The sequence below is a fragment of the Streptosporangium sp. CA-115845 genome (assembly GCF_050943795.1).
Lineage (GTDB): Bacteria > Actinomycetota > Actinomycetes > Streptosporangiales > Streptosporangiaceae > Streptosporangium.
Genome location: NZ_CP191987.1, coordinates 283,710 through 306,771 on the forward strand (window position 1 = coordinate 283,710; position 23,062 = coordinate 306,771).

Here is a 23,062-nt window from a genome sequence, read left to right on the forward strand (position 1 = left end):
CCCACCCCAGGCCAATCTCCGAAGGGTTATCCACAAGAACATGTTCGACACATCACAGGAAACCGATCCCGCACTGATGATCGATCGGGCAACCGTTCATCTCTTTTCCCGGAAGGAACCCCCTGACGATGACCTTGTCCGCGCTAACCGACCCCGCGCTGCACGAGCGACTGCAGCACACCGATCCAGCGATCCGCCTGGAGGCTACGGTGACCGCACTTGTCGTGGCGGCGGTCGCAAGCACAACGTTGCGCACCGCGGCACCGGCTCACGAGTGGCCGACGTTCATCTCCGTCGACGAAGCGATCACCACTGCGCTACGCACCCTGGGCGAGCTGGCACCCGACGACGCGATGGTATCGACCGCTGAGGAGTTCACCACTGCACTGCGCCCCCTGGGTGAGCCAACGTCCGACGAGGCGACGGTGTTAACCGCTGAGGAGTTCACTTCCGGAGCGGCCGCGCTCCTGGCCCTGCTCACTTTTCTTCGGCAGGCTTTACTAAGCCTGGTAGGTGAGCCAGACGATTCCGGGGAGCAGCTGCTGTCGGCCGCTGCGGCAAGCATCGCCGGAGCCCATCGCGTGCTGGCAGTAGACGTCCCATGAACGCCACCTCGGGAGACTTCTTCGCCGTCGCCCAGAGGCACATGACGGTCGCCAGTTATCTCAACCATCACCATCTGCCGACCGGCACGGCCGTGGCCGCCATCGGCGCCGCCCGCCAGCTCAGCTCGATCACCGCCCAATTGTGGGAGTTCCTCGCGGCCCCGGCCTCGACAAGGCGTGCTCGTGAGCGCCTGTTTCTCGCTCTGGTCGCCCCCCGCACGATCGTCCATCTGCGGGCAGCCGATGACCTCTTGCCGCAGAGCGTCAAACGGATGTTCTCCAGATTTCTGGGGTCTCATGAGACCCCAGAAGTCGCTGGGGCTCCCATGTGCGCTAGCGATCTGAGTTTTCGCTGGAGAGGTCGGCGGTGGATTCATGAGACCCGCCGGGACCGTTTCCATGGTCGGGTAAGGGCGCGCGAGTTCGCGGAAGGCCTGGTGTGAGATGACCACTGCTCGGGAGCTGATTGAGTCGTTCGATCCCGACGAGGGATTCCTGTTGGCTGACGGTTTCGATGACGCACTTATCGGTGTGGTCGAAGGCTGGTTCGCTGGCAATGTCCATACTCTCGTCGCCCTCTATGACGTCGAGCGCTGTGTCCAGATCCTCATGCGCGAGGGCATGGACGAAGAGGAAGCACGTGAGTTCATCGACTTTAACGTCACCGGTGCTTACGTAGGTGAGGGCACCCCCGCCTTCGCCACGATCTATCGGCAGCCAGACATCAGATCCTTGTCAGCTGACTTTTAAAGGCGTAGTCGTCCGGTGAACACCCGGCCGGCCTGCCCGGAGGATCTGGCGAGCCAGGCTTCCGACCTCAGCCAAACGCATGAGACACAATCAGACCATCGAGAGAACTACCGCACCCTCATCAGCGACGTGCTGGCGCCATCTTGGGCATTCGGTGGGGCCGCACACTGTTGGCTACCCCACCCGAACAGCGCATCCAGGTCATCGGCCCCATTGCGGACTTGCCACGGCGCAGTGACCGGTGCGACTTGGCGTGCATGTTCGGCGACGCCGACAAGCAGCAATGGCCGGATCGGCAGATAACCGGCAATCTGCCATTCGTGCAATGCTCCCCCACGCCGTAGGCCCGCGGTCATGCGCCCGGCGCCTTCGGCGGCGTGCAGTACACGGATGCAGCCGTACCGTACATGCCACAGACGATGACGGCCCTGAGGCGGATGGAGTCACAGGCGTGCCGGCCTGTGATTCAGTTGCGTTCGATGATCGCACCCTTCACACTGACGGATACCTATTTTTACGGACACGAGGAGGGGGCGATGAACACCGCCCTGAAAGTCCTGGAAGTGTTCCTGAAGGTCTTCGTTGTCGTCCTCGGCTTCGCCTTCATCGTGGTGTGGCTGATGTTCAAGGTGGCCATGAGCGCGATGGCCCCGGCCGGCCAAGGCCAGCGGATCCAGTCCTACTACCGCTACTAACCGGCGCGCCCCACCGGGGGCGCGCGCCCCCCTCTGTGCCAAGCTCAAGCGGGACACACGGGATGAAGTTTCTAACGTGACATGAGTGACGACGCCAAGGTGAGCGGCCGATAACCGCGTCGCATTCCAAAATGGGCGCATTCACCAGGTACGGTCATCACCGCCGGTGCACTGACGGCTGGTTCGCTGACCGGGCTCACCGCCGCGAACAGCCTGCGGCTGACGCTGCTGTACGGCGACAGGTGCGCACCGTCTCAGCCCGGGGCGCCGCGGTCGTTACAGCCGTTGCGCGGGTGCGTCGTCCAGTCCCGCCCCCGCATCCGGTGCAGCCGATGAGTCCACCACCGCAGATATTGCGGCCACGTCGCGGCCCTCGGGCACAACCGCGCCAGCGGAGGCGCCGGTGACGCGTGCCATGAGGCGCTCCACCGCTTCGTGCGCCTCATAGTCGGCATCGAGGCTCTCTCGCAGTGCGGCTTCGGCGCACAGATGCCGCAGTCGTAGCGTCAACTCCTGCGCTTGCTGCTGCAGTTGCCGTGCTTGCTCAGCGGTACGCGCGACATCATCAGCATCGGTGGTGCGCGCACGAGCCAACAGCGTCTCCTGCTGCTGATTACGTGCCTCCAGGCGGCGCCGTACCGTGTCGAACCGCGAGGCCGGCCCGGCGGTGCGGCGCACACTGGTGCGCCGGGAGGTGAGCTGGGCGACGCGCTGCCCGCTGGCGTTGATCTGCTCCTTGAGCCACGCCGCCTCACCCGCCGCGCCTGCCCGGGTGACCTGGCTCAGCCGTTCGCGAAGCTGCCGCTCGGCGGCAAGCTGCGCCTGCAACTCGCCTTCGACCTCGGCGAGCTCATCAATCGCGGCCACGTGCACACGCAAGGTATCGCGCGCGCGCAGCACCGCGCTGACCGCAGGCCCGCCACCGGAGGCGGCGCTGTCACTCAGAGTTCTTGCCAGCACCTCCGCCTGGGCGGCGGCCTTACATAGGGCGGGCAGTCCGGCGGTGATGTCGTCGATCTGCTTGCGCAGCTCAGCGTCGATGAGTGGTCCAAACAGCCGCTCCTGCCACGCTGTCACCGCCGACTCGGGCGCTTGCAGCAGCGGCGGCAGGGCACGCTCGAGCTCGTCCAGGGCTTCGACGGCATCGGGGTGCAGCTGTCCGACGACGACGCCCGGCAGATGAGCCAGCGCCGCGCGAGCAGAGGCGTCCAGGACCGGCAACGCGAACGCGCCGGGCTGCGCGCGCCGTGGCGGGCCCGTTTCTCCATCGAGTTGCTGCTGGATGCGCCAGGCCAGAGCCCGCGGCAGTGAGCGCACTCCGGTCAGCGGCCGCTCGGCCGCCGCGGCGCTGATCACCGCCTCCAGGTCATGACCGGCCTCGGCTACCCGCGCCAGGACTCGCGCCAGGAGCGGCCATTGTGCATCGACGGTGACGACCGCGGCCCACGGTCCGAGCGCGCACCGTACCGCCTCAGCCAATGGATCGGGCTGATCGAGGCGGCCACCCGCATGCTGTGCGAGCTCCGCTCCGGCCGGATCCGGCGGGTTGATCGGCTCGATCTTCTCACCCAGCTCGGTGATGATGAGCCCTTCGCCGCGGTCATGTTCGAGGGAGTCGACGAAGGCATTCAGTGCCCGGTCGAGTTCCTCGGCCGGGCTGCGCGGCATGCCCAAGGTGGCTTGGCGGTCCTCATCCTCCAACTCGGTGCGCGCCAAGAACAGGTGTGCCTCGCGGATGTCGCGTGACAACGCGGTGTAGGTGGCGTTGGCGTGCAACCCGGGCCCGTAGGTGAAGGCGTAGTGCGCGCCGAGCCCTTGGGTCTTGTGCACGGTCATCGCCATGCCGTACGACAGGCCGCCCTCAGCGATGTAGGCGGGGCTGACCCATTCGCGGGTCAGCTGGATCTGTCCGTCGGCGTCGGTGTGGCGCCACTGCACCTGCACACCGCGCTGACGGTCGACCGCGGTGACGATGCCGCGAAAGCCGTTGAGCACGTCGGCGTGCTGACCCTTGCTGCGCCATTCGCGGTACTGGTTCTTGCGGATCAGCACGATGTCGCCGACCGTCAGCGCCAGGGTGCCGCCGTCGGCCAGCGCGAACGCCGTGTCGAGGCCGGTGAGCTCGCCGCCGGCCCGGCGGATCGCGCGCGCCGCCAGGTTCAGCTCCTCCACGTCGGCGTTCTTACCTGCCAGCATCAGCACTTCCGCGATCGCCTCATGAAGGTCTGGATACAGGCGGCGGCGCTCATCCCACAGCATGAGCATTTGCGCCAAGGCCTGCTCGCGGGTGGTGGTGGTGTGCACCCGGCCGTGCTCGGCCCAGGTGCGCAGCGCCTCGCGCCGCTCACCGGCGCGCCAGATCTCCAACGCCCGGCGCTCCACAGCGTCTTGCTGACGGTAGTTCGTCGACAGTGTCAGTCCGCCGATCAGGGTGTGCACCGCGTTGAAGCTGCCACCCACCCCAGGCGATTGCAGCTGCGCCGGGTCACCGATGCCGATGACTTTGGTGCCGACCTCGGCAGCGTGCGCGAGCAGGACCGCCAGTTGCCGGTCATCGACCATCGCGGACTCATCGACGATGAGTACATCCACTCCGGCCAGGCCCGGCCCGCGCTCGATCCGGTCAAGCCATTTGGCGATGGTGAAGGCCGGGATACCGGTTTCCAGTCGTAGATTCGCGCATGCCACCGCGGCGGTGGAGGTGCCCGCGACGACCTTGCCCTCGGCCTCCCAAGCGATGCGCGCCACTTCCATCAGCGTGGTCTTACCCGCTCCGGCCACGCCGATGACCGCATCCACACCGTGTCCGGCCAGCGTCAGGCGCTCCAGCACGGCGCGTTGTTCGGTGCTGAGAGTCAGCTGGTGGGCGGCCTCGTAGGTGGCGATGGCCAACTGCAGTGTCGACGGTGACAGCACCGCGCACCCGCTGCGGTAGCGCTGGCGGACCGAGGCGATGATCGCGCGCTCAGCCGCGATGATGTCGGCGGTGGTGTAGCGGTCACTGTGGGACAGGTACCGGGGCCCGGTGGAGGCCAACTGGACTGCGTATCCGCCGTGCTTGAGGACCAGGGCGGTGAGCTCTTCGGCCTCGGCGCAGGAGGCAGCTCCGCCTTGGATCGCGTCTGCCACCGCGGCCAGCGCCTGAGCGCTGGTGAAGTCTTTGCGGTGCCCGGTCAGGCCATCATCAGGGCGAAACAGCCACCGGCACAACCCGTCCAGATCTCCCGGACCGGCTGCTCCGGCTACCGCCCGACGGCCGATCAGCCGGTGCGGGGCCATCATGTCAGCCATGATCGCATCCGGGTCCTGGCCTGTCGCGCGGGCCTCGGCCCGCCAGTAGGCACGCAATCCTGCGGTCGGCGTCGAGGTCGCTTCCTGGGTTTTGGCGTTCTTCAGCACCTCGGCCGCGGTGTGCTGCTGAGTCGCGGTGCAGGTGGTGATGTCGATCCCCCACTGCCTGAACAAGGCGAGAATCTCGGTGTTGCGCTTGGAGAACAGCCGGATCGTCTCCTCGGGAACGCCGACGATCTGCCACACCCCGGTGTGGGCGTTGCGCTCCCAGACCATGCCCCACCGTTCGTGGGTGACCTGCCGGATCCGCGCCTGCATCAGCGCATCGACGGCCAGGATGTGCCGAAACAGGTCCCGGCCGCCAGCCGCGATCGTTGACCACTTGCCGTCGGCGCCCTTACACATGTTGGCGATCGTGACGTGGGCGTGCAGATGCGGATCCCCCACCGGCGCCCCGTCGACCGGCCGGGCGGCCCGGTGCAGATTCACCCAGCCGATGAATCCGCTGCCGTCGACGCGCTCGGCCTGGACACCGTCGCCGTCGTGGCCGCGCCTGCCGTAGCACGTCCATTTCTCCGCTGCCGCGATCGCCTCTTCCAGGCAGTCGAGGAAGACCTGCTCGACCTCATCGGCCAGGTCTCCGCGGGCGAAGGCGTACAGCACGCTGAAGGCCTTGGGCAGGTTGATGGTCAGGTCATAACCCCGGTTGCCGACCACCACCCGGTCATGCTCCCGCTCCAGCGCTTCCTCCAGCGCGGGCCGCCCATACACTGCCAAGGCATCGACTCCGGCGGCATCGGCCAGCGTCAGCAGCGCCGCCACCTTCACTCTGTAGGTGTCGCCGTAGCGGCGTACCTGACGGCTCATCCGCTCGAAACTGGTCTTCTGCCGCTGCGAGCGCAGCAGGTCAAGCGGGTCGCAACCGAGCGCGGCCGCGCGGTCCCGGATGGCCTCCAGCAGCGGAGCGGCCAGCAGTTTCGACCCCGGATGCACCGCCAGCTTCGGCTCCACCAATTGCTCGCCCGTGCGCGGATCGAGGCCCTTCATCACCGCCCGGGCGTCGTCGAACTGCTCATCCGTCAGCTCCGCGCCGGCCTCGATCCCCACCTCCGCACATCCCCGGCCGATCCACCGCAGCGGCCGTTCGGTGTCGCTCATCCGGTAAGTGAGCTGCTCGTCAAGCGCAGCAAACGCGGCCAGGACCGACGGCGGATACAGCTGATGCAGGTCGACGCCAGTCGCCGCGGCGATCTGGATCACCGCGCCGGCGTTCATCTCGGCGTCGGCTCCGTCACGTTGGAGGCGGGCTGCGGCGTCGGCGAACACGTGCCGCTGGCGGTCGGTTTCCAGCAGTTGGGCCGCCTCCACACCCAGCGCGGCGGCCTTGTCACGCACCGCTTGGACCAGCGGGGCAGCCGCCAGCTGACCTGTTTTGCCGCCCGCGCAGCCGTGCAATCCGGCCAGCCGGTACTCCACCTGGGCGTCAGAGGGGCCGATGACGGTGACCCATGACATGGCGACCCGTCACCTCCTACGCACCGTATGGAAGTCCCGACGCATCGTCACGAAGTGACGATGCCTTAGCACTGTAAGTTTGATCTTTGTCATCCCTTCTGTAAATACCTGTTCCATGTGATCTCTTGTCTTTTTTGCTTTTCTGCTTCTCTGACCCTGCTTGCCTGATCCTGTGATCTTCTAACGATGTTCTTCTTGATCTTGCTCTTATAGTGATCTTGGTTTGAAATGGCTTCTATGACTACATCGACTAACCAGCCGTCAAGGCGCGAGTTACGTAGGGTTCTGCAAGAACAGGCGCTCCTGAGGGCCCGTCAGCAGGAGCTGGCCATCATGGGCGCGCAGGCTGCTATCATTCGCCGCTGCGCCGCCGATACGGAGCAGAAGGAGGCGGTGATGGCCGAACGGGTTGCTTTGGCTGTAGCCGCGCGTCTTCTCGACGGGGCCGCGCAGGCTTACGAGATGCTCAGCGAAACCCTGGGCCCAAAGGCTGGTGAGGAGTATGGGCTTGGGGTAAAGGCCATCGAGACGGCCGAGCGAACCGCAGACGGAGCAAAAGTGGAAGCGGCTGTACAGGAGATCGCCGGCCGCCCTGCCGAGGAACGTCGCCCTCGGCGACGCTCGGCCCGGCGGACCGATACCGCTCATGAGGAAGCCAGAACGACGGACAAGCCCCTGGGCCTTCCCTCCGCCAGTGTCTGAGCAACGTAAGAGCCCCAAGCCGATCATCGGCTTGGGGCTCGGGGCGGCGGCCAGCGGGCGGTCAGGAACCGGGCTGAGCGTGGATCAACCTGGGATTAGGACAAGGCACAGGTCGTCATGGACGGGGCTGCGTGGGACTTCGATGCCTCGACGGAGCGCCGCGCGTATGTAGGAGCCTTCGATGTGGTAGTCGACTGCGGGGACGTAGGTACAGAGGCGGGGGTCGGGGGCGTCATAGGCCAGGAGAACGGGCATGGTGTCAGGCCGGCGGCTGAGTCGATGGGCGAGCACACGCCACAAAGCCCCGGCCATGGCCCAGCATTCGGGGTCGCCGGTGGCGCGGTCTGGATCCGGTCGCAGTGCGATGCCTTCGCGGCTGACACGGTCTCTTGTCGGTCCGGCGTGCGTCTGGTGGAGATGGAAATAGCCGGTTGTGAAAGACATGGTGTCGACCATCGGGTCAATCATGGGGCTGAAGCCGTTTCCCGCAGCGTCGGCGGTCATCGCGATCAACGCCTGCTCCGGAAGCGCGGCGAGGATCGCACGTAACGCTGCGACGGTCAGTACGGTCAGGGCGGTGTGCATGGTCTTCCTTTCCACCGGTGGTCGAGGAGGGGTTGCCGTGCTGGCCGAACGGTGCGTTCGGCCAGCACGGCAGAGGGGTACGCGCTGATGTGGTTATTGCGGCCAGAAGACAGCGCACTCGGGGCCGGTCTGAGGGTTGGAGGACAGTGTGTGGGCGGCGTCGGCTGCCGGGTTGTAGTACAGGCGGCCGTAGCTGTAGCTGCGCAGGGCGCCGTAGGCGTTGCCCTCAGGGTCGCGGGCCAGCACGATCAGTTTGCCCGGGTGGGTCCAGAGCAGACGGCCGTGGAGTTGGTGAACGGTGAGTCCTAAGGGCTGTTGGCCGGGGAGGACGGGGCGGGGCCACAGCACCGCGCATGGGACGGCGTCCGGGGCGTCGGTGGGAAGGGTTTCGTGCTGTGCGGCTTCGGGGGTGTAGAGGTGGTCGTCGGTGTGGTGACTGAGTGGGGCATACCCGTTGCCTTGGGGATCAAGGGCCAGGGTGATCAGTAGGTCGGGAGGCATGAGCCGTAGCGTGTGGCGGAATCCTCCGGCGGTGTTCCACGATGCGGTGTCGCTCATGATCAAGGTCCTTCTTGTTCGAGTGGGCGCGTGATCAATCCGGATGGGCGGCCGCCGGGTGTAAGGCGCTCCGGCGGCCGCGCGGCGGTGGTGCGGATCAGGAGCGGTGGAGGGCGAACATGAGGTAGGTGCGGCTCTCCTGCATCGCGTCCCACTCGATGTACTTGTCGATCATGCGGGTGGCGTCGTCCGCAGCGCTCTGCTCGTCGAAGCAGTCACCCACGAGGGCCATGGTCAGCATGTGGTGCGCGGTGGCGGCCGCGATGGCGGAGCTGTGTGCCTGCTGGCGGAGGGGGCGGCGGCGCAGCAGTCTCCAGCGGGGAACGGCGGCCAGACGCGCCGCGTCTCGGCTAGCTTCCTGGCGGGCGATGGCGGCTCCGGCAACCAGGCGGCGGAGGTGGAAGTGGGGCAGCTTGCTCACGAAAGGTCCTTTGTTGAAGGAATGCCGATGGGTCGGGGCGCCGCCCCCGGTGCGGGCCGGGGGCGGCGGGCATCTCTACGCGGAGACCTGTTCGCTGAAGCGGATGCGGGTGTGGAGGGCGAGGGTGGCGAGCTGCATCGGGTTGGCCGTACGGCGAATCTCCTGCACGGCGGTCGGGCTGATGCGGGCGCGCGACCACTGCACGCTGTGGGGGTAGACATCGACGGTGCGCCGGTTGATGCGGCCTACCCGAGCCCACTTGGTCTGGGTGCTGAGCTGCTCGCGGTAGCGGACCAGGTCGCCGGGGCGCATGTCGGTCACCCGGTAGTGACCGTCAAGGCCGGTGGGGCCGACGTGGCGGGCGGCAGCCGTCTCGGCTTCCTGAGCCGGGTCGATCCAGTTGGCGATGTCGACAGTGGTGTCGAATCCGGCCTTGTTGAGCAGGCGCACCACGTCCGCGATGGCCGTGGTGTCGGCCGGAAGGTAGGCGGTATCGGGCTGGATCCACATACGGGTGTGGGCGTCCCACTCGAATCCGGCGCTGGACAGCATCAGGCCAATGCTGTCGAGCGGGCTGGCCTCAATCGCGCGGGTACCGGCGGGCAGGTTGTGCTGGATGCAGATCATGTGGTGCTTTCCTTTCGGATTGGAGAGGCGCGGCCCGGGTGCCATCCGGAACCGCCTAAATTCATTTAATCATTTTTTGCATGCTTTGTGGGGAGGGTGGTGCGCTGCTGGATGGCGGGCCCGTGCGCTGTCGCGCGCGGGCCCGCGTGCCGGGAATCAGTCGGCCGGTCAGCCCTGCGGGGTGCAGCGTGGCGGGGGGATCAGGGTGGCCAAGTGGTCGGCGCGCTGGAGCAGGTCCGTGATGAGGGGGGACATCGTCTGCGCGAGCACTCCCCAGTGGTTACGCAACCGCCAGGTGCGCATTGTGGCGCGGGCGCGCAGGAGCTGGACAGCCGTCCGGTAGAGATCGGTGGAAGTGAAGTAGGCGCCGATCTCCAGCCAGCCGAATTCCGGGTCGACTCCGCGTACGGTCAGGTGCAGCAGGTCGGCCGGACCTTCCTCGCCGGTGAGGTCGGTGGGTGTGATGCGGTACAGGTAGTGCTCGCCGGGCTGCTTGAGGTGCGACAGCGGGCCGTCGTCGGGGGCCTCGATCTCTTGACCGATCGCCTCGTCGGCTCGGGTGGCGGTGTAGGCGCTGTAGCTGGCAGGGCTGACCTTCTGGCCGATGCCCTGACAGTGAGCGGCATAGTCGGCCAGGAACGGGATTTGGATCTCCGGGATCGTGTGCGCTCCCGGCGAGAGGAAGACGTAGCGGCCCATGGCGTACTCGCTGCTGAACAGGACGGTTCCGGTGATGCCGATCTCGTGCGTCATGTGATGTTCTCCGTGTGAGGGGTGAGCGTGAGGGGTGAGCCCCGCACCCGCCGGTGCGGGGCTCGTGATCGGTTGGGGGTCAGTCGCGGCCGAGGTCGGGCCACAGCAGCGCGGCGGTCTCGATGAGCTCGTGCAGGCGCGGGCACGTGGCGTCGTGGAGTTGGCCGAGTCCGGCGGCCGCGCAGAGGCACGGGGCGGGGGTCTCGGCGATGCTGGGCCGGTAGATCCGGATCTCGCCCTCGGCGGTGTCCGGGTAGGGCTGGCCGCCGTCGAGGGTGATGAAGACGTGCTCGCCGTATGCGTCGGCGGCGGTGGGCGGGGCGGTCACGTAGCCGCACGCGAGCGGCTCCAGGACGACGTCGCCGGGGCGCAGCTGGTCGTTGCGGACGACCATGAAGTAGCTGTCGACTGCTGTAGGTGTCATGAGTGGGCTTCCTGTCGGATCGGATGTGACGCCGGATCAGAAGTGCCATCACTGATCCAGCACTTAAATTAAATCAGTTTTTGCATGCTTTGTTGGGTGGGTGTTTCCCCTGGTGCCGCGCGCGACATGGCGGGAATCCGATGCGCGAGCAGAAGGGGTGCGGTTCGGGCCGGAAGAGGTGTTCCGGCCCGAACCGGTGGAGGATCAGTCACCGCGCGGCGGTGGTCGCCTCGGGGTCAGCAGCCCAGGGCTTGGGCGACGAGCCAAGCGAGCCATTGGGCGACGTTGGCGCTGACGGCGTTTCCGGCTTGCGCGGTCTGGTCGGTGTGGCCTCCGGTGACGATGTAGTGATCGGGGAAGCACTGGGCGCGCAGGTGCTCGCGCGCCTTGAGCATCCGGAAGTGGAACTCCTCGATCGGCCGGTGCTCGCGGGGGTGGACAAGGGCGGCCGAGCTCTTGCACGCCACGGTGTGCAGGGGGGTGGCGGTGGTCTTGGCGTCGCCGCGCCGGTACGGGATCACCAGGCCGTGGCCGCCGTCCCAGGTGATGCGATCGTCGGGGGTGGTCAGGAACAGGTGGTTCCCCTTCGCGGTCACGGTGGCCAGAGGGTGGTCGCCGGGGCGGGCAGTGGATCCCCCGCCGCGCGCCTCGACCAGGTAGGGCGGAAGCGCGTCGATGAACTCGACGTCGGGTGGAGTGACCAGGGCGTCGGTGTCGCGGATCATGCGGGTGCGCAGCGGCAGCTCGGCGGAGTGGGGGTCGGACTTGTTGCCGCCGACCTGGACGAGCATGGGCGGGGCAGCGGCCCCGTCTCCCCCCTTCTGGGTGCGGGTGGCCAGCGGGTTGTGCCAGACGGGGTAGTGGCGCCCGTCGTGGCCGCCGTGGTTGACCTGGATGGCGGTCGGCCCGGCGCTGATCATCTCCAGTCCGACGCGGATCTTCTTCATGGTGGAGGCGGCCAGAGGCCTGCGGCGCTCGCCGATGCGCTTGCCGGGGTCGTTCAGGTCGAGCGCGGCGGCCGCGGGCAGCACGTAGGGCTCCACGGCCGGGTTGGCGTGCGAGCGGCGGGTGTTGGGGCAGGTGTAGACGTACTGTTCGCGGAACTTGCCGATGCGGAGCTTGGCCTGATCAGTCCTCTTCCACGTCTGACGGGCCCGGACGTTCTCGCCGCAGTCGAAGCAGAACGCCAGCGGGCGCGGCTCCAGATCCGGCATGGGCACGCCCTTGGGTAGCAGGACGATGTACATACGGTTGCGCCACTGCGGCGCGTACGGGATGCCGTCGCCGCCGATGTGCGCGCTGTTGACGCACACGATCTTGTAGTGGTAGCCGAGGGTGACGAATGCCTCCAGCCACCACCAGAACAGAGGCCACAGGGTGGCGAACTCGACCACGTTCTCGATCAGGATCGCCTCATAGCGCCAGACCTCGGTGGCGCGCAGGACGTCGTAGGCGGTGGCGCGGGTGCGCTCCCAGCGATCGTCGCTGGTGGGCTCGTCGTCGTCCTCGGTGAACAGGTCGCCTTGGCCTGCGATGCCGCTGGGCAGCTTCGGCTTTTGGTTGCCGCCCGCGGGGGAGGCCTCCCAGCAGATCGGGGAGGCCCACAGCACGTGTGCGCGGGGCAGGCGCCGCATGTCGTAGTTGTTGACGTCGGCGCACAGGTGGTCGGCGGAGGTGAAGTTCGCCGCGTGGGTGGCGATGGCCCGCTTCCAGTGGTTGGCCGCGAGGCGCAGGGAGTAGCCAGCAGCGGTCAGGCCGATGGCTGAACCTCCGGCACCGCAGAAGATGTCAATGAAGGTCAGGCCATTGGGCTGGGCGGGCTGCCAGTCGGCCGCCCACAGGCTGTAGGGGGAGGCGAGCATCAGCGCCGCTCCCCTGCCGGGCGGAGGACGTCAGCGTCGGAGGTCTGCTTCGTCAGGGGCGGGCGGTCAGGCGCGCTCGGCGCGGCGACCGGGCCGGGGTCGTGCCGGAAAAAGGCATGCATGAAGACGGGTCCTTTGGATCGGATGGATTGCTGGCCGGAAGCGGGGGTGCCATCCCCGCCCGGTGAATCCATTTAATCCGTTTATGCATGCTTTGTTTCGGGTGGCCGATATGTGGCGGTCCCGCACCGTTCAACCGGTGCGGGACCGCTGTGGCCAGTAGCCCGGCCGAGAGATCAGCCGATGCGGTCCGGCTGGGCCGCCCGCTCCGCCAGCGCCGCGACGGTGCGGCGATAGATCTCGTAGTACGCGCGGCCGACGGGGATCTGGCGGCGCTCGGCGAGACGATCGGCGAGCGCCGCCAGGCCGGTGGCGAGTTCGGCCGGCTCGACACCGGGACCGCGCTGGTCGTTCAGCACCACCCAACGGTGCCGGGCGCGCAGATAGCTCAGGTATTCCGGATCGCCGAGCCGATGCATCAGCCGGGGCTGGAGCTCAGCCCGCCACGCCTGCCGTTGCGCCTCGTCGGCCGCCGCCCACTCGTCATTCAGCAGCACGTCAAGCAGCAGCGTGCGGCTGCGGTGCAAGGGAATGAACAGGGAGTTGACCTGCAACCAGTTCAGCTCCCCCGTACGCCCCTTCGCCTTCCAGCCGGAGGCCTGGTGCGACAGATAGAGGATGTAGGCCTCCGTGATGGCCACCACGTCACTGGTCAGGGCGAGCCGGGGGAAGGCCTCGGTACTGCCCATGACGTGCTGGTAGATCCATGGCAGGGTGCTGAGGCTGTCGGCAGCCAGACGCCAGTCGCCGAGCCGCGACGGGTACTCCTGCGGGCAGCCGGGATTGTCGTAGTCGAACAACTCCACCGGTCCGGCGGGCGTGACGATGTGCCAGACCGCTCCGGCGCCGCCCGGGACGGCGTCGATGGACGGCGGGCCGAACGCGGCCAACAGGTCCGCGTAGGAGACGTCCAGGAAGCCCTGGAGGTCCAGAGTGGTGATGTCCAGACGGCGGGGCTGGGGGTCGATGACACCGTCGAAGGTGAGGGTGGGCATGGTGGTCCTTTTTCGGATCGGGCCGTCGGTGCGCGTGCCTGCGCGACGCGACGGAGGAAGCGGTGTGGAAGCGCCGGGGTGCGGTGCTGCCGCCGAGATGGTGACCACGGCGGCACCGGGTGCGGCAGGTTCCCCGCGCCCCGGCGCGGGGAACCTGCCGTGCTGCGCGGGTCAGCGCGGGATGTCAGGGGCTTCGTCGGAGTCGTCGTAGAGGTGCTCGGTGGGGAAGGTCAGCCCCATCTCCCCGAACCAGGCATCCACCAGGGAGACAATGTCGCCACCGTTCCAGTCGCCATCGCGCTGCATGTGGATGTCGAGGATCTGGTTGTAGAGCTGGTGGATCGCGCCGACGGCCTGGGCCGGGTTGGCGGCCAGTCCCTCGGCGTCGGTCGGAGGTGTGGTGTCCAGCACGATGGCGTCGCTGACGGTTATCGCCAGCCGTACGTTCCCCGCCTCGTCGAGGATGGCGGCGTCGGCCTCCTCCAGATGGAGAGCCATGCGCACACCGCCCGTAGCCGGGTGGACGTAGAGGTAGGACTGGATGCCCGCGACTTCGATGCAGGGCAGGGTGTCGTTGTCGAGCTGGGGGTAGAAGCGGGCGGCCCGGTTGAACTGCTCGGCCACGCTCTTGGGCAGGCGCAAGACGGCTCCGGGCGTCCAGCGCGGTTGCTGGCATGCGGGCCGGAAGGTGAGATCGGGGAGCCGGTCCAGCAGGTCACAGACCGCGTCGGCGAAGCATGCCGTGTGGGATTCGGAGTCGTTGAAGCGGAACAGGGCACCGTCGGACAGGCGCATAAGGCGCAGCGTCCAGCAGGTGACCTGCCTTCGGTCATCGGGCAAGGGCTGGTCACCGCAGGCGATCCAGGCCGCGTAGCCGTCGGGGGCCTTCAGCTCGATGTACCGGTTGGAGGTGACGGTGGCGGTGAGGCCGGCCGCACGAAAAGCGTCAAGGTCGTTTTGGTAGGTGGATGCGAGATCGTCCATGGGTGTGTCCTGTCGTGGTGTCTTGATGTCGCGTGCCGGGGCCGCGCGACCCGGGGTGCGCACACAGGTGCCGGAAGAGGGCGGGGGCCGCGCCGCTGATGGCTCAGGACAGCGCTCTACGGGGCTGCCAGGGGCTGTTGATGCGAGCTGGTGGTGCGCGGCCTCGTCGGCGCGAAGCGTTCGCGGTTGGGAGGCCGCGCACCACGCAGTGGGAAGGGGTGCGCGGTTTTCAGCTCAGGGGCTGTTTTCCGCGCTTATCGCATGCCCAGGGGTGCCGTCTCGGTACCACCCCTGGGCATGTCGCCGTCATTGATCAGGTGACGGCGGGAGCGGTGGTGTCGCTCGGTGCGGGCAGGTCGGCCAGATAGCTCTTGACCGTGGTGACGGTGACCTCAAGGGCATTGGCGATTGTCTCCTCGTCCTGGCCAAGGGTGGTGAAGCGACGGCGTGCTTCAGCCATCCTGGTGGCGGCCATCGCCTGGCGCTGTTCGGCCATGGCCGCGATCGCGGGACAGCCGGACGACGGCGGGACCTGCTTGGGCCGCCCTGCCTTGCGCCAGCGGTTGTGGCAGGCGCCGCACAGGCCTTTCCTGCCGGTGCCTTTGCGGATGGTGTCACCGCAGTCCTTGTTCTTGCAGATGGGCAGCTGCGGTGCGGGCGGGGGCGTGAAGTCGGGGTCGTCTGCTGCGATGAGCAGGGCACCGACTGCGCGGGCGTAGTTGATGACCGTCGTGAACAGGATGTTCTCGCCGTTGCGGATCTTGCGTTCCAGCTCGTACACGCCATGTCGGGCGATGCCCATACGTTCGGCGACGTAGTCCGGCTTGAGACCAAGAGCCTTGCGGCGCCGAAGCAGGCCCAGCAACAGTGAATCAGAATTAGGGACGACGGAAAGTCGATCCCTGCCTTTTGTGGAAGTAACAGCGTTTTGCATGAGATTCCTTCGAATCGAAGATTTGTTTCTTTCCTCGACTGGGGTGCCATCCCGTTCGAGGTGCTATTAATTTATCACCGATTCTTTTAGAGGGTTTGGTTTGCAAATCGAAAGAGAGATATCACCTATCGCAACGGTCTTACGCTTGCCGCCCTTTCGGTTTCGGCGCTTGCCTGCATAGAAGATACGCCAACGGCCACGACGTTTAGGCGTTCGCGTCCTGGTCGCTGTTTTCGGAGTCCGATGGCTGAGTGATTTTTAACGATGCCGAAGGCGCGTCTTCGGGTATCACCGGAAGGCAATACCCACGCCTCGCTAGATCAGGCTCACGCAGTGCGCCGGTCGCTCGCGGCTGGTCAGTGGCCGCCACCATCCCGGCGGCCAAAGCGAGCACGTGCTAAATGTCGCGCGGCGACGTGTTCGAAGCGATGCAGGGCGTCATTGTGGCGGTGGTGACCGCTGGCATGCGCCGTGCCTCGGCGGCCTAGTCCGACCGACCGGGCCCTTGAAGGGGTATTCGTCATGGGTGATCCCCCTAGGGGGCGTGGCCCTTATCGCGAGGGGTGGGGCCTGGCCGGTGGGTGAGCCGGCCAGGCGCAGGAGTTAGAAGGGTGGTTCGTCGGAGCAGCCGTCGCCCTGCGGCTCTGCCAGCCAGAGGGTGCGCTGGTCGTAGACCGCGTAGGCGTAAGCCTCGTCCTGCTCGACGTGCGCCTGGGCGTGCTCGGCGCAGACCGGCGCCTGGTCAAACCGCGCCCGTACCGGCCGGTTCTGGTAGGAGACGGGGCGCTGCGGCGTGTAGGTCTCCACGATCGTGAACGCCATCGCCCTTGAGCAGCGGCTGCAATTGCCGTGGGTCAGGCCCGTCTGGTCGTGGCGGATAACGCTGTACGGCCGACCCTCCTGGACGATGAGGCCGGTGTCCGGGTCAACCATGAGGTGAGTACGCATGCGATGCGGTGTCCTTCGGGGGAGAAAGAAGCCTGGCCGCTGGGTGGGACGGCCAGGCGGTGAAAACGTCAGCCGATGAGGGGCTGGCCAGAAGGGTTATCGTCTGATGTTCTTGGGGTCGATCACCGCTCGAAGTGTCGTCTCGTCCGCGGTAGCCAGGAACTCCTCGCGCATCTGCACGAATCTTTCGCCTTGGAGATTCCATAGCTTCTCGCCAAGCCACTGTTCGGGAACGCCGGTCAGCTCGGCCAGACGGGTGAGCGCTTCGTCCCGCGCTTGCCGTATTTCGGGAGGGACAGGGACGAGCAAGACGTTGCACAGCTGGGCACTGGCGGCGGCCTCGATGTACGTCTCCCGGTCTCTGATGAGGGGTCCGTAGTGGCAGGCAAGCCAGCCGACCAGCTCGGCCGCGAGCTCCGCCGGAGTCGTGTTGAGCGCAGGTGCGTAGGTCCGCCGGAGCACGGTCGCGCTCTCCAGGGCGCGGAGGGTCTCAGCTGGGGTCTGGCTGGTGCGCATCATGCGCATGGCGAAAGCCCGTGCTCGCGCGCGTACCTGGTTCGGGGCGAGATCCGGCGGGAGCATCATGCGATCCCCTCTCGGGGAAGGATCGCGGCCTCGATGCCAGCCAGGATCGCGGGATCATGTTCCTCGGTGAGGGAGTAGGTCTCCCTGGTCGCGGTGAAATAGACCGCGATGGCCTCGGCGTCATCGGCCGGAGGCTCAGCGGGCGCCTGCGAGTCGCGGAGACCGGTAACCCGGCTCCAGTCGGCGCGAGCCTCGGCGGCGAGAGCGCTAAGGGCGTCGCCTTGGGCAGGGAAGGCAAGTTCGGTGTCGCCTCGGCCACTGTCGAGGCGCAGCACCCATTGCGGGGTGCGGATGTGGGGGTCGGTCACCTTCGGGTTCCTTTTCGTTTCTTCCGGATCGAATGTCAGGCGGCTTTCCGAGGTGCCTCTCGGAAAATACAGTTTCATTTTATCGGTATTCACGCTATTTGTTTCGCGGCAGACTTCGCGTCACATCTGGGATGCTGGGCTCTTTGGTTCTGCTGTCCGCCCCTTTTTCAAGAGGAGGGCGGGTGGTGCTTTTATGGGTGCGCGCCGTGGCTGGCTGTGAATTGTTCGCGGTTTGATCATGGTGCTTGTTGTGATGGGCTTTATCGGACTAGCTCGCGTTCGATGAGGTCGGCTCTCCATGCTGCGGCGTACTCCGGGCAGTTGCGGCAGTCGGCGTGTGTGCAGCTGGGCAGTTTGTCGTGCTGGTAGCGGGCGTGGTCGGACCAGGCGGCCGAGTCGACCGACATCAGCTTCTCGCCGCACAGTTCAAGGCCTTTGATTTTCACGCCGAAGCCGTGCAGGCGTAGCCCGAGCGCGGCCAGTTGCTCGATCAGGAGAGCTATGGTGATGGAGTTTTGGCGGCTGCAGATCGAGCCGACGCCCACGCAGGGTTCGCGGGTCAGGTCGATGCCGGCGGCGGCGTACATCTCGACGTGGCGTAGGTAGTCGCCGCGCCGCCACCCTTGGAGGACGGGCATCCAGGGGACGGTGGGAGCCAGTTCCCGCAGTCGCAGGAGGTTGGCGGTGGTCAGTTCCTGGTGCTCGGGTATGGACTTGCCGGTCTGGGCCAGAGCGTCCTCTTCGCACATCCAATCTTGAGGGGCGGCCGCGACCATACGGCCGATCGCCTGCATCCAGAACTGGACTTCCTCGGCGTACTGCTCGGGGGTGATCAGCCATCGGCGGTTCTTGCGGAGGTGGTTGTATCCGCCGGAGTCCAGCACCCACGGGGCGAGGGCGATGGGGAACCTACGGACCAGGCGGGCCAAGCGGGCCCGGGAGACGAGCATCGGGAAGTCGAAGCGACCCAGCCAGGAGGGGTCCGGAGCGCCAACGTATAGGCGGGGCCGTGCGGGCGATCCCGGTGGCGCCGGGCCGGAATCCGAGACTGCTGTGGGCGGCGACGCCGGACGGGCGGTGGCGATCAGCGGCGGGAGCGCCGGTGCGGTGGGTGCCGAGACCACGGGCGGCAGGGCCCATCCGGTGCCGTCCAGGAAGGAGCGCATGAGGGCTTCCCACTCGACCAGCCGGTGCTGGCGGTCGGCGGGTACCACGACCAGGCGCTCAGGAGCGATACGGCCCCGCACCGCGATGCCGTCGCGGTGGCTTACCGCCGCCGCGTCGGCCACAGAGGGTACTGCGGTGGCGGTGGTGTGGTGATCGGGAGCGTCGAAGCCGTCCAGGCAGAGCAGGGCGGGATTGATGCCGGTCAGGTTGACCGCGATGATCGCGTGGCCCTGCTGCGGGATCGGGGTGTTGGTCCATGCCTCGCCCCACACCAGGACCTCGGCGGTGATGAGGTAGACGTGGCCGGGTGCGCGGCTGGTCAGGTCGGGGTAGTCGTATTGCGAGGTGGGCCACAGTCCGGTGCGCAGGACGGTGTCCACCTCGGCGGCGGGGACGATGCCGTACCAGATGGGGTGGGGCAGCAACGGCGGTGCGGGCGCGGTGGCCTCAAGGGCGGGCGCAGCGCTGCCTAGGGCAGTCGGTGACATGGGGGGACCTTCGGATCGGAGGAGAGGGGGTGGTGGCGAACCTGGGTGCCATCCCGATCGCGCAAGGTCCACTTTAATTCATTTATGCATGCTTTGTTGGTGGTCGTGCCTGCAGGACACCGACCATCGGCGCCGCGCGGCTCCTACTGCTCGGCTGCCAAGTACTCGTTGGCCTGGGCCAGCAGGCGAAATCCCTGCCGTTCCTTCACGCCAACGTGCGCGGCAACCTGGTAGCCGGTCAGGGTTTTTCCGGCGGCGCGTGCGTCGCGGAGCAACTGCACCGCTGTGGCCAGGCTGGGGCTGATCGTGCGCTGCGCCGGAGCTGGTGGCGGGGGTTGTGTCCGGAGCGTCTCGCGGGCCTCGGCGAGCAGAGCGCGGGCGTCGTGTACACGGATGGTCAGCTGCTCGGCGAGTGCGGGCCCCGTCACGCGGGTTCCGCGGGCGGCGGCCTCGCCCAGGATCTGCTCCACACGGGGGCGCAACGCTGTTCGCTGATCATCGTCGAGGAGTTGTGGGCGGGCGGCCGCGGCCAGCAGGCGCCGTGCCCGCGGTGCTTTCACGCCCAACTCCTCGACGATGGTCGCTTCGTCCAGGATGCGTTCTGCGGCCAACGCCGCGTCGCGCATGGCGCGCACCTTCGGTAACAGCGTGTCGGGGCGGCCGCGAGGCTGGCGGCCTTTGCCCGGTCTGACCTCGTACCAGAAGGTGATCAGGTCGCGGTAGCGCCAGCGCGGGCGTCCCTTGCTGTCGGCGTTGGCGGAGTCCTTGCGCTGGGCCAGGTACGGGTGATCGGCGTACTGGTTGACCACAGGGGCGGCGACCTCTTCCAGGGCCGCGAACTCGGCGAGCCGGAGCAAGGTGTCGTCGGCGGGAGCCTCTTGCCTGCGCAGGTAGGCCACCACGTCTTCCAGGCGGAACACGCCGGGGCGCAGGCGGGGCGGGAAGTCGCTGGTGGGGTCGGCGGCCCGGCGCGTGATGGTGGTGGAGTGCCAGCCGGTCAGGGCCGCGATGCCGGTCGTGGTGATCTCGTCTTCGCTGATGAGGCGGCGGCCGGCGTGCGCCTGGGCGATGCGGCGCGCCTGGGTGAGATCGACCTGCATCTGACCATTGTGACGGGTGGGCGAAGCACGAGAGCCGCATGCGCGGTGCTGGACGGGCCGACGAGGCGCCTCCTCAGGGAGCGGTTGACCGGTGCCTGGTGCGGCATCGGCGCCGACGGCTTGCTCCCCGGGGCAGGGGAGGCAGACCGACTGCGCCGGTGAGCGCTGCCTACGCCTGGCGTGGTGCTTGCCTGGCCAGCAGGTCTCGGTCATGGGTGATGGCCGCTAGGGCGAATTCGGCGTGGATTCTGGCGTCGTGCGCGTACCGGGGTGGGAACGGAATCGCGGCGATGCGGTTGTGGGTGACGCTCTTGCCCTCGGGACGTTGACGGCTGATGAACATGGCGGCAGGTGAGTCTTCGTGGGGGGCGTCGTGATCGTCGGCCGGGCATAGGGCGCTGTCGATGGAGTAGACCGATCCGTCCCGCCACGCCACCTGCACCCGCTGGTCACGTGTGCTGATGGTGGCGGCGATGTCGCCAGCGATGGCCTTCATCTCCGTCTCCAAGCGGATGGCGGATGCCCGCACGACCGCCGAAAACGCCGCGTCGCGCTGCTGGGCCAGGGCGACGCGCTGCTCGTGCGCCCGCTCGCGCTCATTCTGCAGTCCGGGCCACAGCTGAAAGGCGATGTCGAGCAGGGTGATCAGCGACAGGCAGAAGTCCGTGGAGTGGCTCTCCCAGCACGGTGGGCCATAGCCGCCGGGCATGCGTTCGGGGTCCATGCACGCGGCGGCGTGCTCGGGATCGGCGGGCCGGAAAATGCGGACTCGTACGTCCTCGGCCGGTTCCCGGTGAGGGCTGCCGTTGGAGCTGATCAGCACGGGGCCCTGGAACCGGTCGACGAAGATGCCGCGCCTGCCCGATTCCAGGACGATGTCGCTGCTCGTCAATTCGCGGTAAGGGAGCCGCTGAAAGACCCCGGGCAGCTCCCACCCAACCGGGCGCTCCTGCTCGTCCAGGTGATGCCATATGGTGCGGGCGGCATGCCGGAGGTCGTCGAACAGAGGGCAGTCGATGGCGTCGTGCCTCTCGCCCGGCTCGGCGCCGCAGGCGCAGGTGCTGGCGGCGGCCGGGTCGTCCGGCCGGAAGAGCCGCACTTTGTTGGTGCCCGGTACCGAGACAGGTACCTGGCCGTCGATCGTGAGCAGAACCATGCCGTCGACGTCGAGGTGCGGGCTGGTGGCCACGGGGCCGAAAACGATCGTCTCCATGAGGACGTCTCCGGCCTGCACCGCCTCGGGGGGCAGGAAGAGGAACTGACCGGGAAGTTCACGGGTATCTGTCATTGGATTTCCTGTCGGATCGATGAATTGCGTGATGGTCTTTGTGCCATAAAGACCATCATGTTCATTGAATCAGAATTTCCTGATATGTGGGGCAGTCGCGCCAGCGGGCGAATATCTCCGGAAGACGGCTTATCAGGAGGCGAGGAAGGCCTTAAGGGGGTTACGGCCAGGGGAGGCCGGTTGCGGGCACTGCGGAAAGCGTGCCGGGATGGGGGCGGCCCGGGAATTCGGGCCACCCCCTTTTCTCTCGGTCAGGCTCCGGCTTCGATCGCGGCTTCTCGCGGGATCTCGGTTCGGCGGCAGCCGTAAGGGGAGCAGCCGGGCGGGTCTTCCTCATAGTCGGCGAGGCTGATCGAGCTTTGCCGATCGCGCCATTCTCGGGGGGTGATCCGGCCGATATTCGCCTCGGCCAAAGGCACTCGGGATCGATGGACGAACGCTTGGCCCCTCAAAGGAGTGCCTGCGGAGGGATGCCCATGGCGAATTTTCTCGTCGAATTCCACTGCGGCCGCCCAGTCGTCGGGCTGAGTGTCGCGCATCGTTCTCCACCTGGCGTTACCCGAAAAGGGGCACGCTATGCAGGCTGATTTTGGGGTATCTTTCATGCCGTTTTCGGCGAGGAGATCCACGCAGTCTTCGCGTGTCATGTTGAGCTGGATCAATGGATAGGTGAGTTCGCTATGGGGGCCTGGCGCTTCGTCGTCCTTGACGCGTCGCCTCTCATCGGCTGAAAAGCCGATGTCCTGGTAGGCGTAGCGGCCGGCGGGCACTTTGCCCACCTTGCCGTCTTCGCCGATGGGTGCCCCGAGCGCTGCACGGACCACGCGCTTTATTAATTTGACCTTGTATTCTTCGGTGCATTGGCGCCTGAGCATTCCGTGTTTGCCGTCGTCGCCCAGGATATGGAGCGGCATGGTCGCATAGTGTCCGGATGGTTTGAGCGCATCATGGCGAATGCTTCCCGCGGTCACCTTGATCAGAGGAATGTCTGCGGCGCGGGCGATCTCTTCGAGGACGGTGAGATGGTTGTAGACGGCTTGCGGCTCGAACTGCGTGTCTGCGAATATCATCGCGTCGTATCTCGGTACCTCGCGGGAAGCGAGACCGAGCGCCGACATGAGGAGAAGCGTACTGGACTGGACTCCGGCGCCGAGCGAGCCAAGGACCAGATTCCGGGTGCTGGCGATGTCGCGTAGCCGTTCCAGCTGTTTTTTGGACGGCAGAGCGGAAATGGGTTTCACGCTTTATTTTCCTTTCGGGGTCGAAAGAGGCCATGACCGGGGTGCCATCCCGATCATCCTTCAATAAGGATATAGCCAATTCGTTCCTTAAGGGAAAGTCATTGCTTTACGCTTTC

22 protein-coding genes and 1 pseudogene are annotated in these 23,062 nt (G+C 66.9%); 5 read left to right on the forward strand and 18 right to left on the reverse strand.

All coding sequences use genetic code 11. The features are described from left to right. Nucleotides 1-128 precede the first annotated feature (128 nt). The 4 genes from ACQP0P_RS01135 (at nt 129) to ACQP0P_RS01150 (ending at nt 2,050) form a co-directional block, all read left to right on the forward strand. Nucleotides 129-605 (forward strand): hypothetical protein, encoded by a 477-nt coding sequence (locus ACQP0P_RS01135; RefSeq protein WP_433358605.1) that lies wholly within the window; start codon nt 129-131, stop codon nt 603-605. Further along, nucleotides 602-1,048 carry a hypothetical protein gene (locus ACQP0P_RS01140; RefSeq protein ID WP_433358606.1) on the forward strand — a complete coding sequence of 149 codons (447 nt, stop codon included), beginning with the start codon at nt 602-604 and terminating at the stop codon, nt 1,046-1,048. The genes ACQP0P_RS01135 and ACQP0P_RS01140 overlap by 4 nt, the downstream gene beginning before the upstream one ends. Nucleotide 1,049: 1 nt before the next feature. Further along, a complete protein-coding gene (locus tag ACQP0P_RS01145; RefSeq protein ID WP_433358607.1) occupies nt 1,050-1,355 on the forward strand; it encodes a hypothetical protein in 306 nt (101 codons plus the stop codon). 536 nt (nt 1,356-1,891) lie between these two features. Further along, nucleotides 1,892-2,050 carry a hypothetical protein gene (locus ACQP0P_RS01150; protein WP_433358609.1) on the forward strand — a complete coding sequence of 53 codons (159 nt, stop codon included), beginning with the start codon at nt 1,892-1,894 and terminating at the stop codon, nt 2,048-2,050. Nucleotides 2,051-4,399: 2,349 nt separating this feature from the next. Here the strand turns inward: ACQP0P_RS01150 and mobF are convergent. Then, a pseudogene (gene mobF, locus ACQP0P_RS01155) lies at nt 4,400-6,856 on the reverse strand (MobF family relaxase); the annotation flags it as partial. 333 nt (nt 6,857-7,189) lie between these two features. Here mobF and ACQP0P_RS01160 point away from each other — a divergent pair. After that, a complete protein-coding gene (locus tag ACQP0P_RS01160; protein ID WP_433358610.1) occupies nt 7,190-7,558 on the forward strand; it encodes a hypothetical protein in 369 nt (122 codons plus the stop codon). Nucleotides 7,559-7,642: 84 nt separating this feature from the next. Here the strand turns inward: ACQP0P_RS01160 and ACQP0P_RS01165 are convergent, their stop codons facing one another. The 17 genes from ACQP0P_RS01165 to ACQP0P_RS01245 all read right to left on the reverse strand — a co-directional run bounded on the left by ACQP0P_RS01165 (nt 7,643) and on the right by ACQP0P_RS01245 (nt 22,946). Then, complete coding sequence (locus ACQP0P_RS01165) at nt 7,643-8,143, reverse strand: hypothetical protein (RefSeq protein WP_433358611.1); 501 nt, start codon at nt 8,141-8,143, stop codon at nt 7,643-7,645. Nucleotides 8,144-8,236: 93 nt separating this feature from the next. After that, nucleotides 8,237-8,701: a hypothetical protein gene (locus tag ACQP0P_RS01170; protein WP_433358612.1), complete on the reverse strand. Its 465-nt coding sequence runs from the start codon at nt 8,699-8,701 to the stop codon at nt 8,237-8,239. A gap of 97 nt (nt 8,702-8,798) precedes the next feature. Beyond that, nucleotides 8,799-9,122 carry a hypothetical protein gene (locus ACQP0P_RS01175; protein ID WP_433358613.1) on the reverse strand — a complete coding sequence of 108 codons (324 nt, stop codon included), beginning with the start codon at nt 9,120-9,122 and terminating at the stop codon, nt 8,799-8,801. Between the two features lie 75 nt (nt 9,123-9,197). Then, nucleotides 9,198-9,749, reverse strand: coding sequence for a hypothetical protein (locus ACQP0P_RS01180; protein WP_433358614.1), 552 nt, complete (start codon nt 9,747-9,749; stop codon nt 9,198-9,200). A gap of 168 nt (nt 9,750-9,917) precedes the next feature. Then, complete coding sequence (locus ACQP0P_RS01185) at nt 9,918-10,502, reverse strand: hypothetical protein (protein ID WP_433358616.1); 585 nt, start codon at nt 10,500-10,502, stop codon at nt 9,918-9,920. A gap of 79 nt (nt 10,503-10,581) precedes the next feature. Further along, entirely contained in the window at nt 10,582-10,926 is a 345-nt protein-coding gene (locus ACQP0P_RS01190) for a hypothetical protein (protein WP_433358618.1), read from the reverse strand. 236 nt (nt 10,927-11,162) lie between these two features. Then, nucleotides 11,163-12,788, reverse strand: a complete 1,626-nt coding sequence (locus ACQP0P_RS01195; protein ID WP_433358620.1) for a DNA cytosine methyltransferase — start codon at nt 12,786-12,788, stop codon at nt 11,163-11,165. A 296-nt stretch (nt 12,789-13,084) separates the two neighbouring features. Next, a complete protein-coding gene (locus ACQP0P_RS01200) occupies nt 13,085-13,903 on the reverse strand; it encodes a hypothetical protein (protein WP_433358622.1) in 819 nt (272 codons plus the stop codon). 171 nt (nt 13,904-14,074) lie between these two features. Beyond that, nucleotides 14,075-14,887, reverse strand: a complete 813-nt coding sequence (locus ACQP0P_RS01205; protein WP_433358623.1) for a hypothetical protein — start codon at nt 14,885-14,887, stop codon at nt 14,075-14,077. A gap of 313 nt (nt 14,888-15,200) precedes the next feature. Continuing rightward, nucleotides 15,201-15,752 carry a hypothetical protein gene (locus ACQP0P_RS01210; protein WP_433358625.1) on the reverse strand — a complete coding sequence of 184 codons (552 nt, stop codon included), beginning with the start codon at nt 15,750-15,752 and terminating at the stop codon, nt 15,201-15,203. Between the two features lie 672 nt (nt 15,753-16,424). Continuing rightward, nucleotides 16,425-16,769, reverse strand: a complete 345-nt coding sequence (locus tag ACQP0P_RS01215) for a hypothetical protein (RefSeq protein WP_433358627.1) — start codon at nt 16,767-16,769, stop codon at nt 16,425-16,427. A gap of 96 nt (nt 16,770-16,865) precedes the next feature. Continuing rightward, a complete protein-coding gene (locus tag ACQP0P_RS01220) occupies nt 16,866-17,354 on the reverse strand; it encodes a hypothetical protein (RefSeq protein WP_433358629.1) in 489 nt (162 codons plus the stop codon). Continuing rightward, the gene (locus ACQP0P_RS01225) at nt 17,351-17,662 is read right to left on the reverse strand and encodes a hypothetical protein (RefSeq protein ID WP_433358630.1); all 312 of its coding nucleotides are present in this window, start codon (nt 17,660-17,662) and stop codon (nt 17,351-17,353) included. Before ACQP0P_RS01225 ends, ACQP0P_RS01220 begins: the two co-directional genes overlap by 4 nt. 260 nt (nt 17,663-17,922) lie before the next feature. Next, nucleotides 17,923-19,317: a DUF7221 family queuine tRNA-ribosyltransferase-like protein gene (locus ACQP0P_RS01230; RefSeq protein WP_433358631.1), complete on the reverse strand. Its 1,395-nt coding sequence runs from the start codon at nt 19,315-19,317 to the stop codon at nt 17,923-17,925. 143 nt (nt 19,318-19,460) lie between these two features. Next, nucleotides 19,461-20,417: a hypothetical protein gene (locus tag ACQP0P_RS01235; protein ID WP_433358633.1), complete on the reverse strand. Its 957-nt coding sequence runs from the start codon at nt 20,415-20,417 to the stop codon at nt 19,461-19,463. Nucleotides 20,418-20,586: 169 nt separating this feature from the next. Then, complete coding sequence (locus ACQP0P_RS01240) at nt 20,587-21,705, reverse strand: hypothetical protein (RefSeq protein ID WP_433358635.1); 1,119 nt, start codon at nt 21,703-21,705, stop codon at nt 20,587-20,589. A 251-nt stretch (nt 21,706-21,956) separates the two neighbouring features. Further along, a complete protein-coding gene (locus tag ACQP0P_RS01245; protein WP_433358636.1) occupies nt 21,957-22,946 on the reverse strand; it encodes a hypothetical protein in 990 nt (329 codons plus the stop codon). Between the last annotated feature and the right edge of the window lie 116 nt (nt 22,947-23,062).

What these genes read in the sequence shown, in the direction of transcription:
- ACQP0P_RS01135 (WP_433358605.1), top strand. Translation starts at nt 129, where the DNA reads ATGACCTTGTCCGCGCTAACCGACCCCGCGCTGCACGAGCGACTGCAG.
- ACQP0P_RS01140 (WP_433358606.1), top strand. Translation starts at nt 602, where the DNA reads ATGAACGCCACCTCGGGAGACTTCTTCGCCGTCGCCCAGAGGCACATG.
- ACQP0P_RS01145 (WP_433358607.1), top strand. Translation starts at nt 1,050, where the DNA reads ATGACCACTGCTCGGGAGCTGATTGAGTCGTTCGATCCCGACGAGGGA.
- ACQP0P_RS01150 (WP_433358609.1), top strand. Translation starts at nt 1,892, where the DNA reads ATGAACACCGCCCTGAAAGTCCTGGAAGTGTTCCTGAAGGTCTTCGTT.
- ACQP0P_RS01160 (WP_433358610.1), top strand. Translation starts at nt 7,190, where the DNA reads ATGGGCGCGCAGGCTGCTATCATTCGCCGCTGCGCCGCCGATACGGAG.
- ACQP0P_RS01165 (WP_433358611.1), bottom strand. Translation starts at nt 8,143, where the DNA reads ATGCACACCGCCCTGACCGTACTGACCGTCGCAGCGTTACGTGCGATC.
- ACQP0P_RS01170 (WP_433358612.1), bottom strand. Translation starts at nt 8,701, where the DNA reads ATGAGCGACACCGCATCGTGGAACACCGCCGGAGGATTCCGCCACACG.
- ACQP0P_RS01180 (WP_433358614.1), bottom strand. Translation starts at nt 9,749, where the DNA reads ATGATCTGCATCCAGCACAACCTGCCCGCCGGTACCCGCGCGATTGAG.
- ACQP0P_RS01185 (WP_433358616.1), bottom strand. Translation starts at nt 10,502, where the DNA reads ATGACGCACGAGATCGGCATCACCGGAACCGTCCTGTTCAGCAGCGAG.
- ACQP0P_RS01190 (WP_433358618.1), bottom strand. Translation starts at nt 10,926, where the DNA reads ATGACACCTACAGCAGTCGACAGCTACTTCATGGTCGTCCGCAACGAC.
- ACQP0P_RS01195 (WP_433358620.1), bottom strand. Translation starts at nt 12,788, where the DNA reads ATGCTCGCCTCCCCCTACAGCCTGTGGGCGGCCGACTGGCAGCCCGCC.
- ACQP0P_RS01200 (WP_433358622.1), bottom strand. Translation starts at nt 13,903, where the DNA reads ATGCCCACCCTCACCTTCGACGGTGTCATCGACCCCCAGCCCCGCCGT.
- ACQP0P_RS01205 (WP_433358623.1), bottom strand. Translation starts at nt 14,887, where the DNA reads ATGGACGATCTCGCATCCACCTACCAAAACGACCTTGACGCTTTTCGT.
- ACQP0P_RS01215 (WP_433358627.1), bottom strand. Translation starts at nt 16,769, where the DNA reads ATGCGTACTCACCTCATGGTTGACCCGGACACCGGCCTCATCGTCCAG.
- ACQP0P_RS01220 (WP_433358629.1), bottom strand. Translation starts at nt 17,354, where the DNA reads ATGATGCTCCCGCCGGATCTCGCCCCGAACCAGGTACGCGCGCGAGCA.
- ACQP0P_RS01230 (WP_433358631.1), bottom strand. Translation starts at nt 19,317, where the DNA reads ATGTCACCGACTGCCCTAGGCAGCGCTGCGCCCGCCCTTGAGGCCACC.
- ACQP0P_RS01235 (WP_433358633.1), bottom strand. Translation starts at nt 20,417, where the DNA reads ATGCAGGTCGATCTCACCCAGGCGCGCCGCATCGCCCAGGCGCACGCC.
- ACQP0P_RS01240 (WP_433358635.1), bottom strand. Translation starts at nt 21,705, where the DNA reads ATGACAGATACCCGTGAACTTCCCGGTCAGTTCCTCTTCCTGCCCCCC.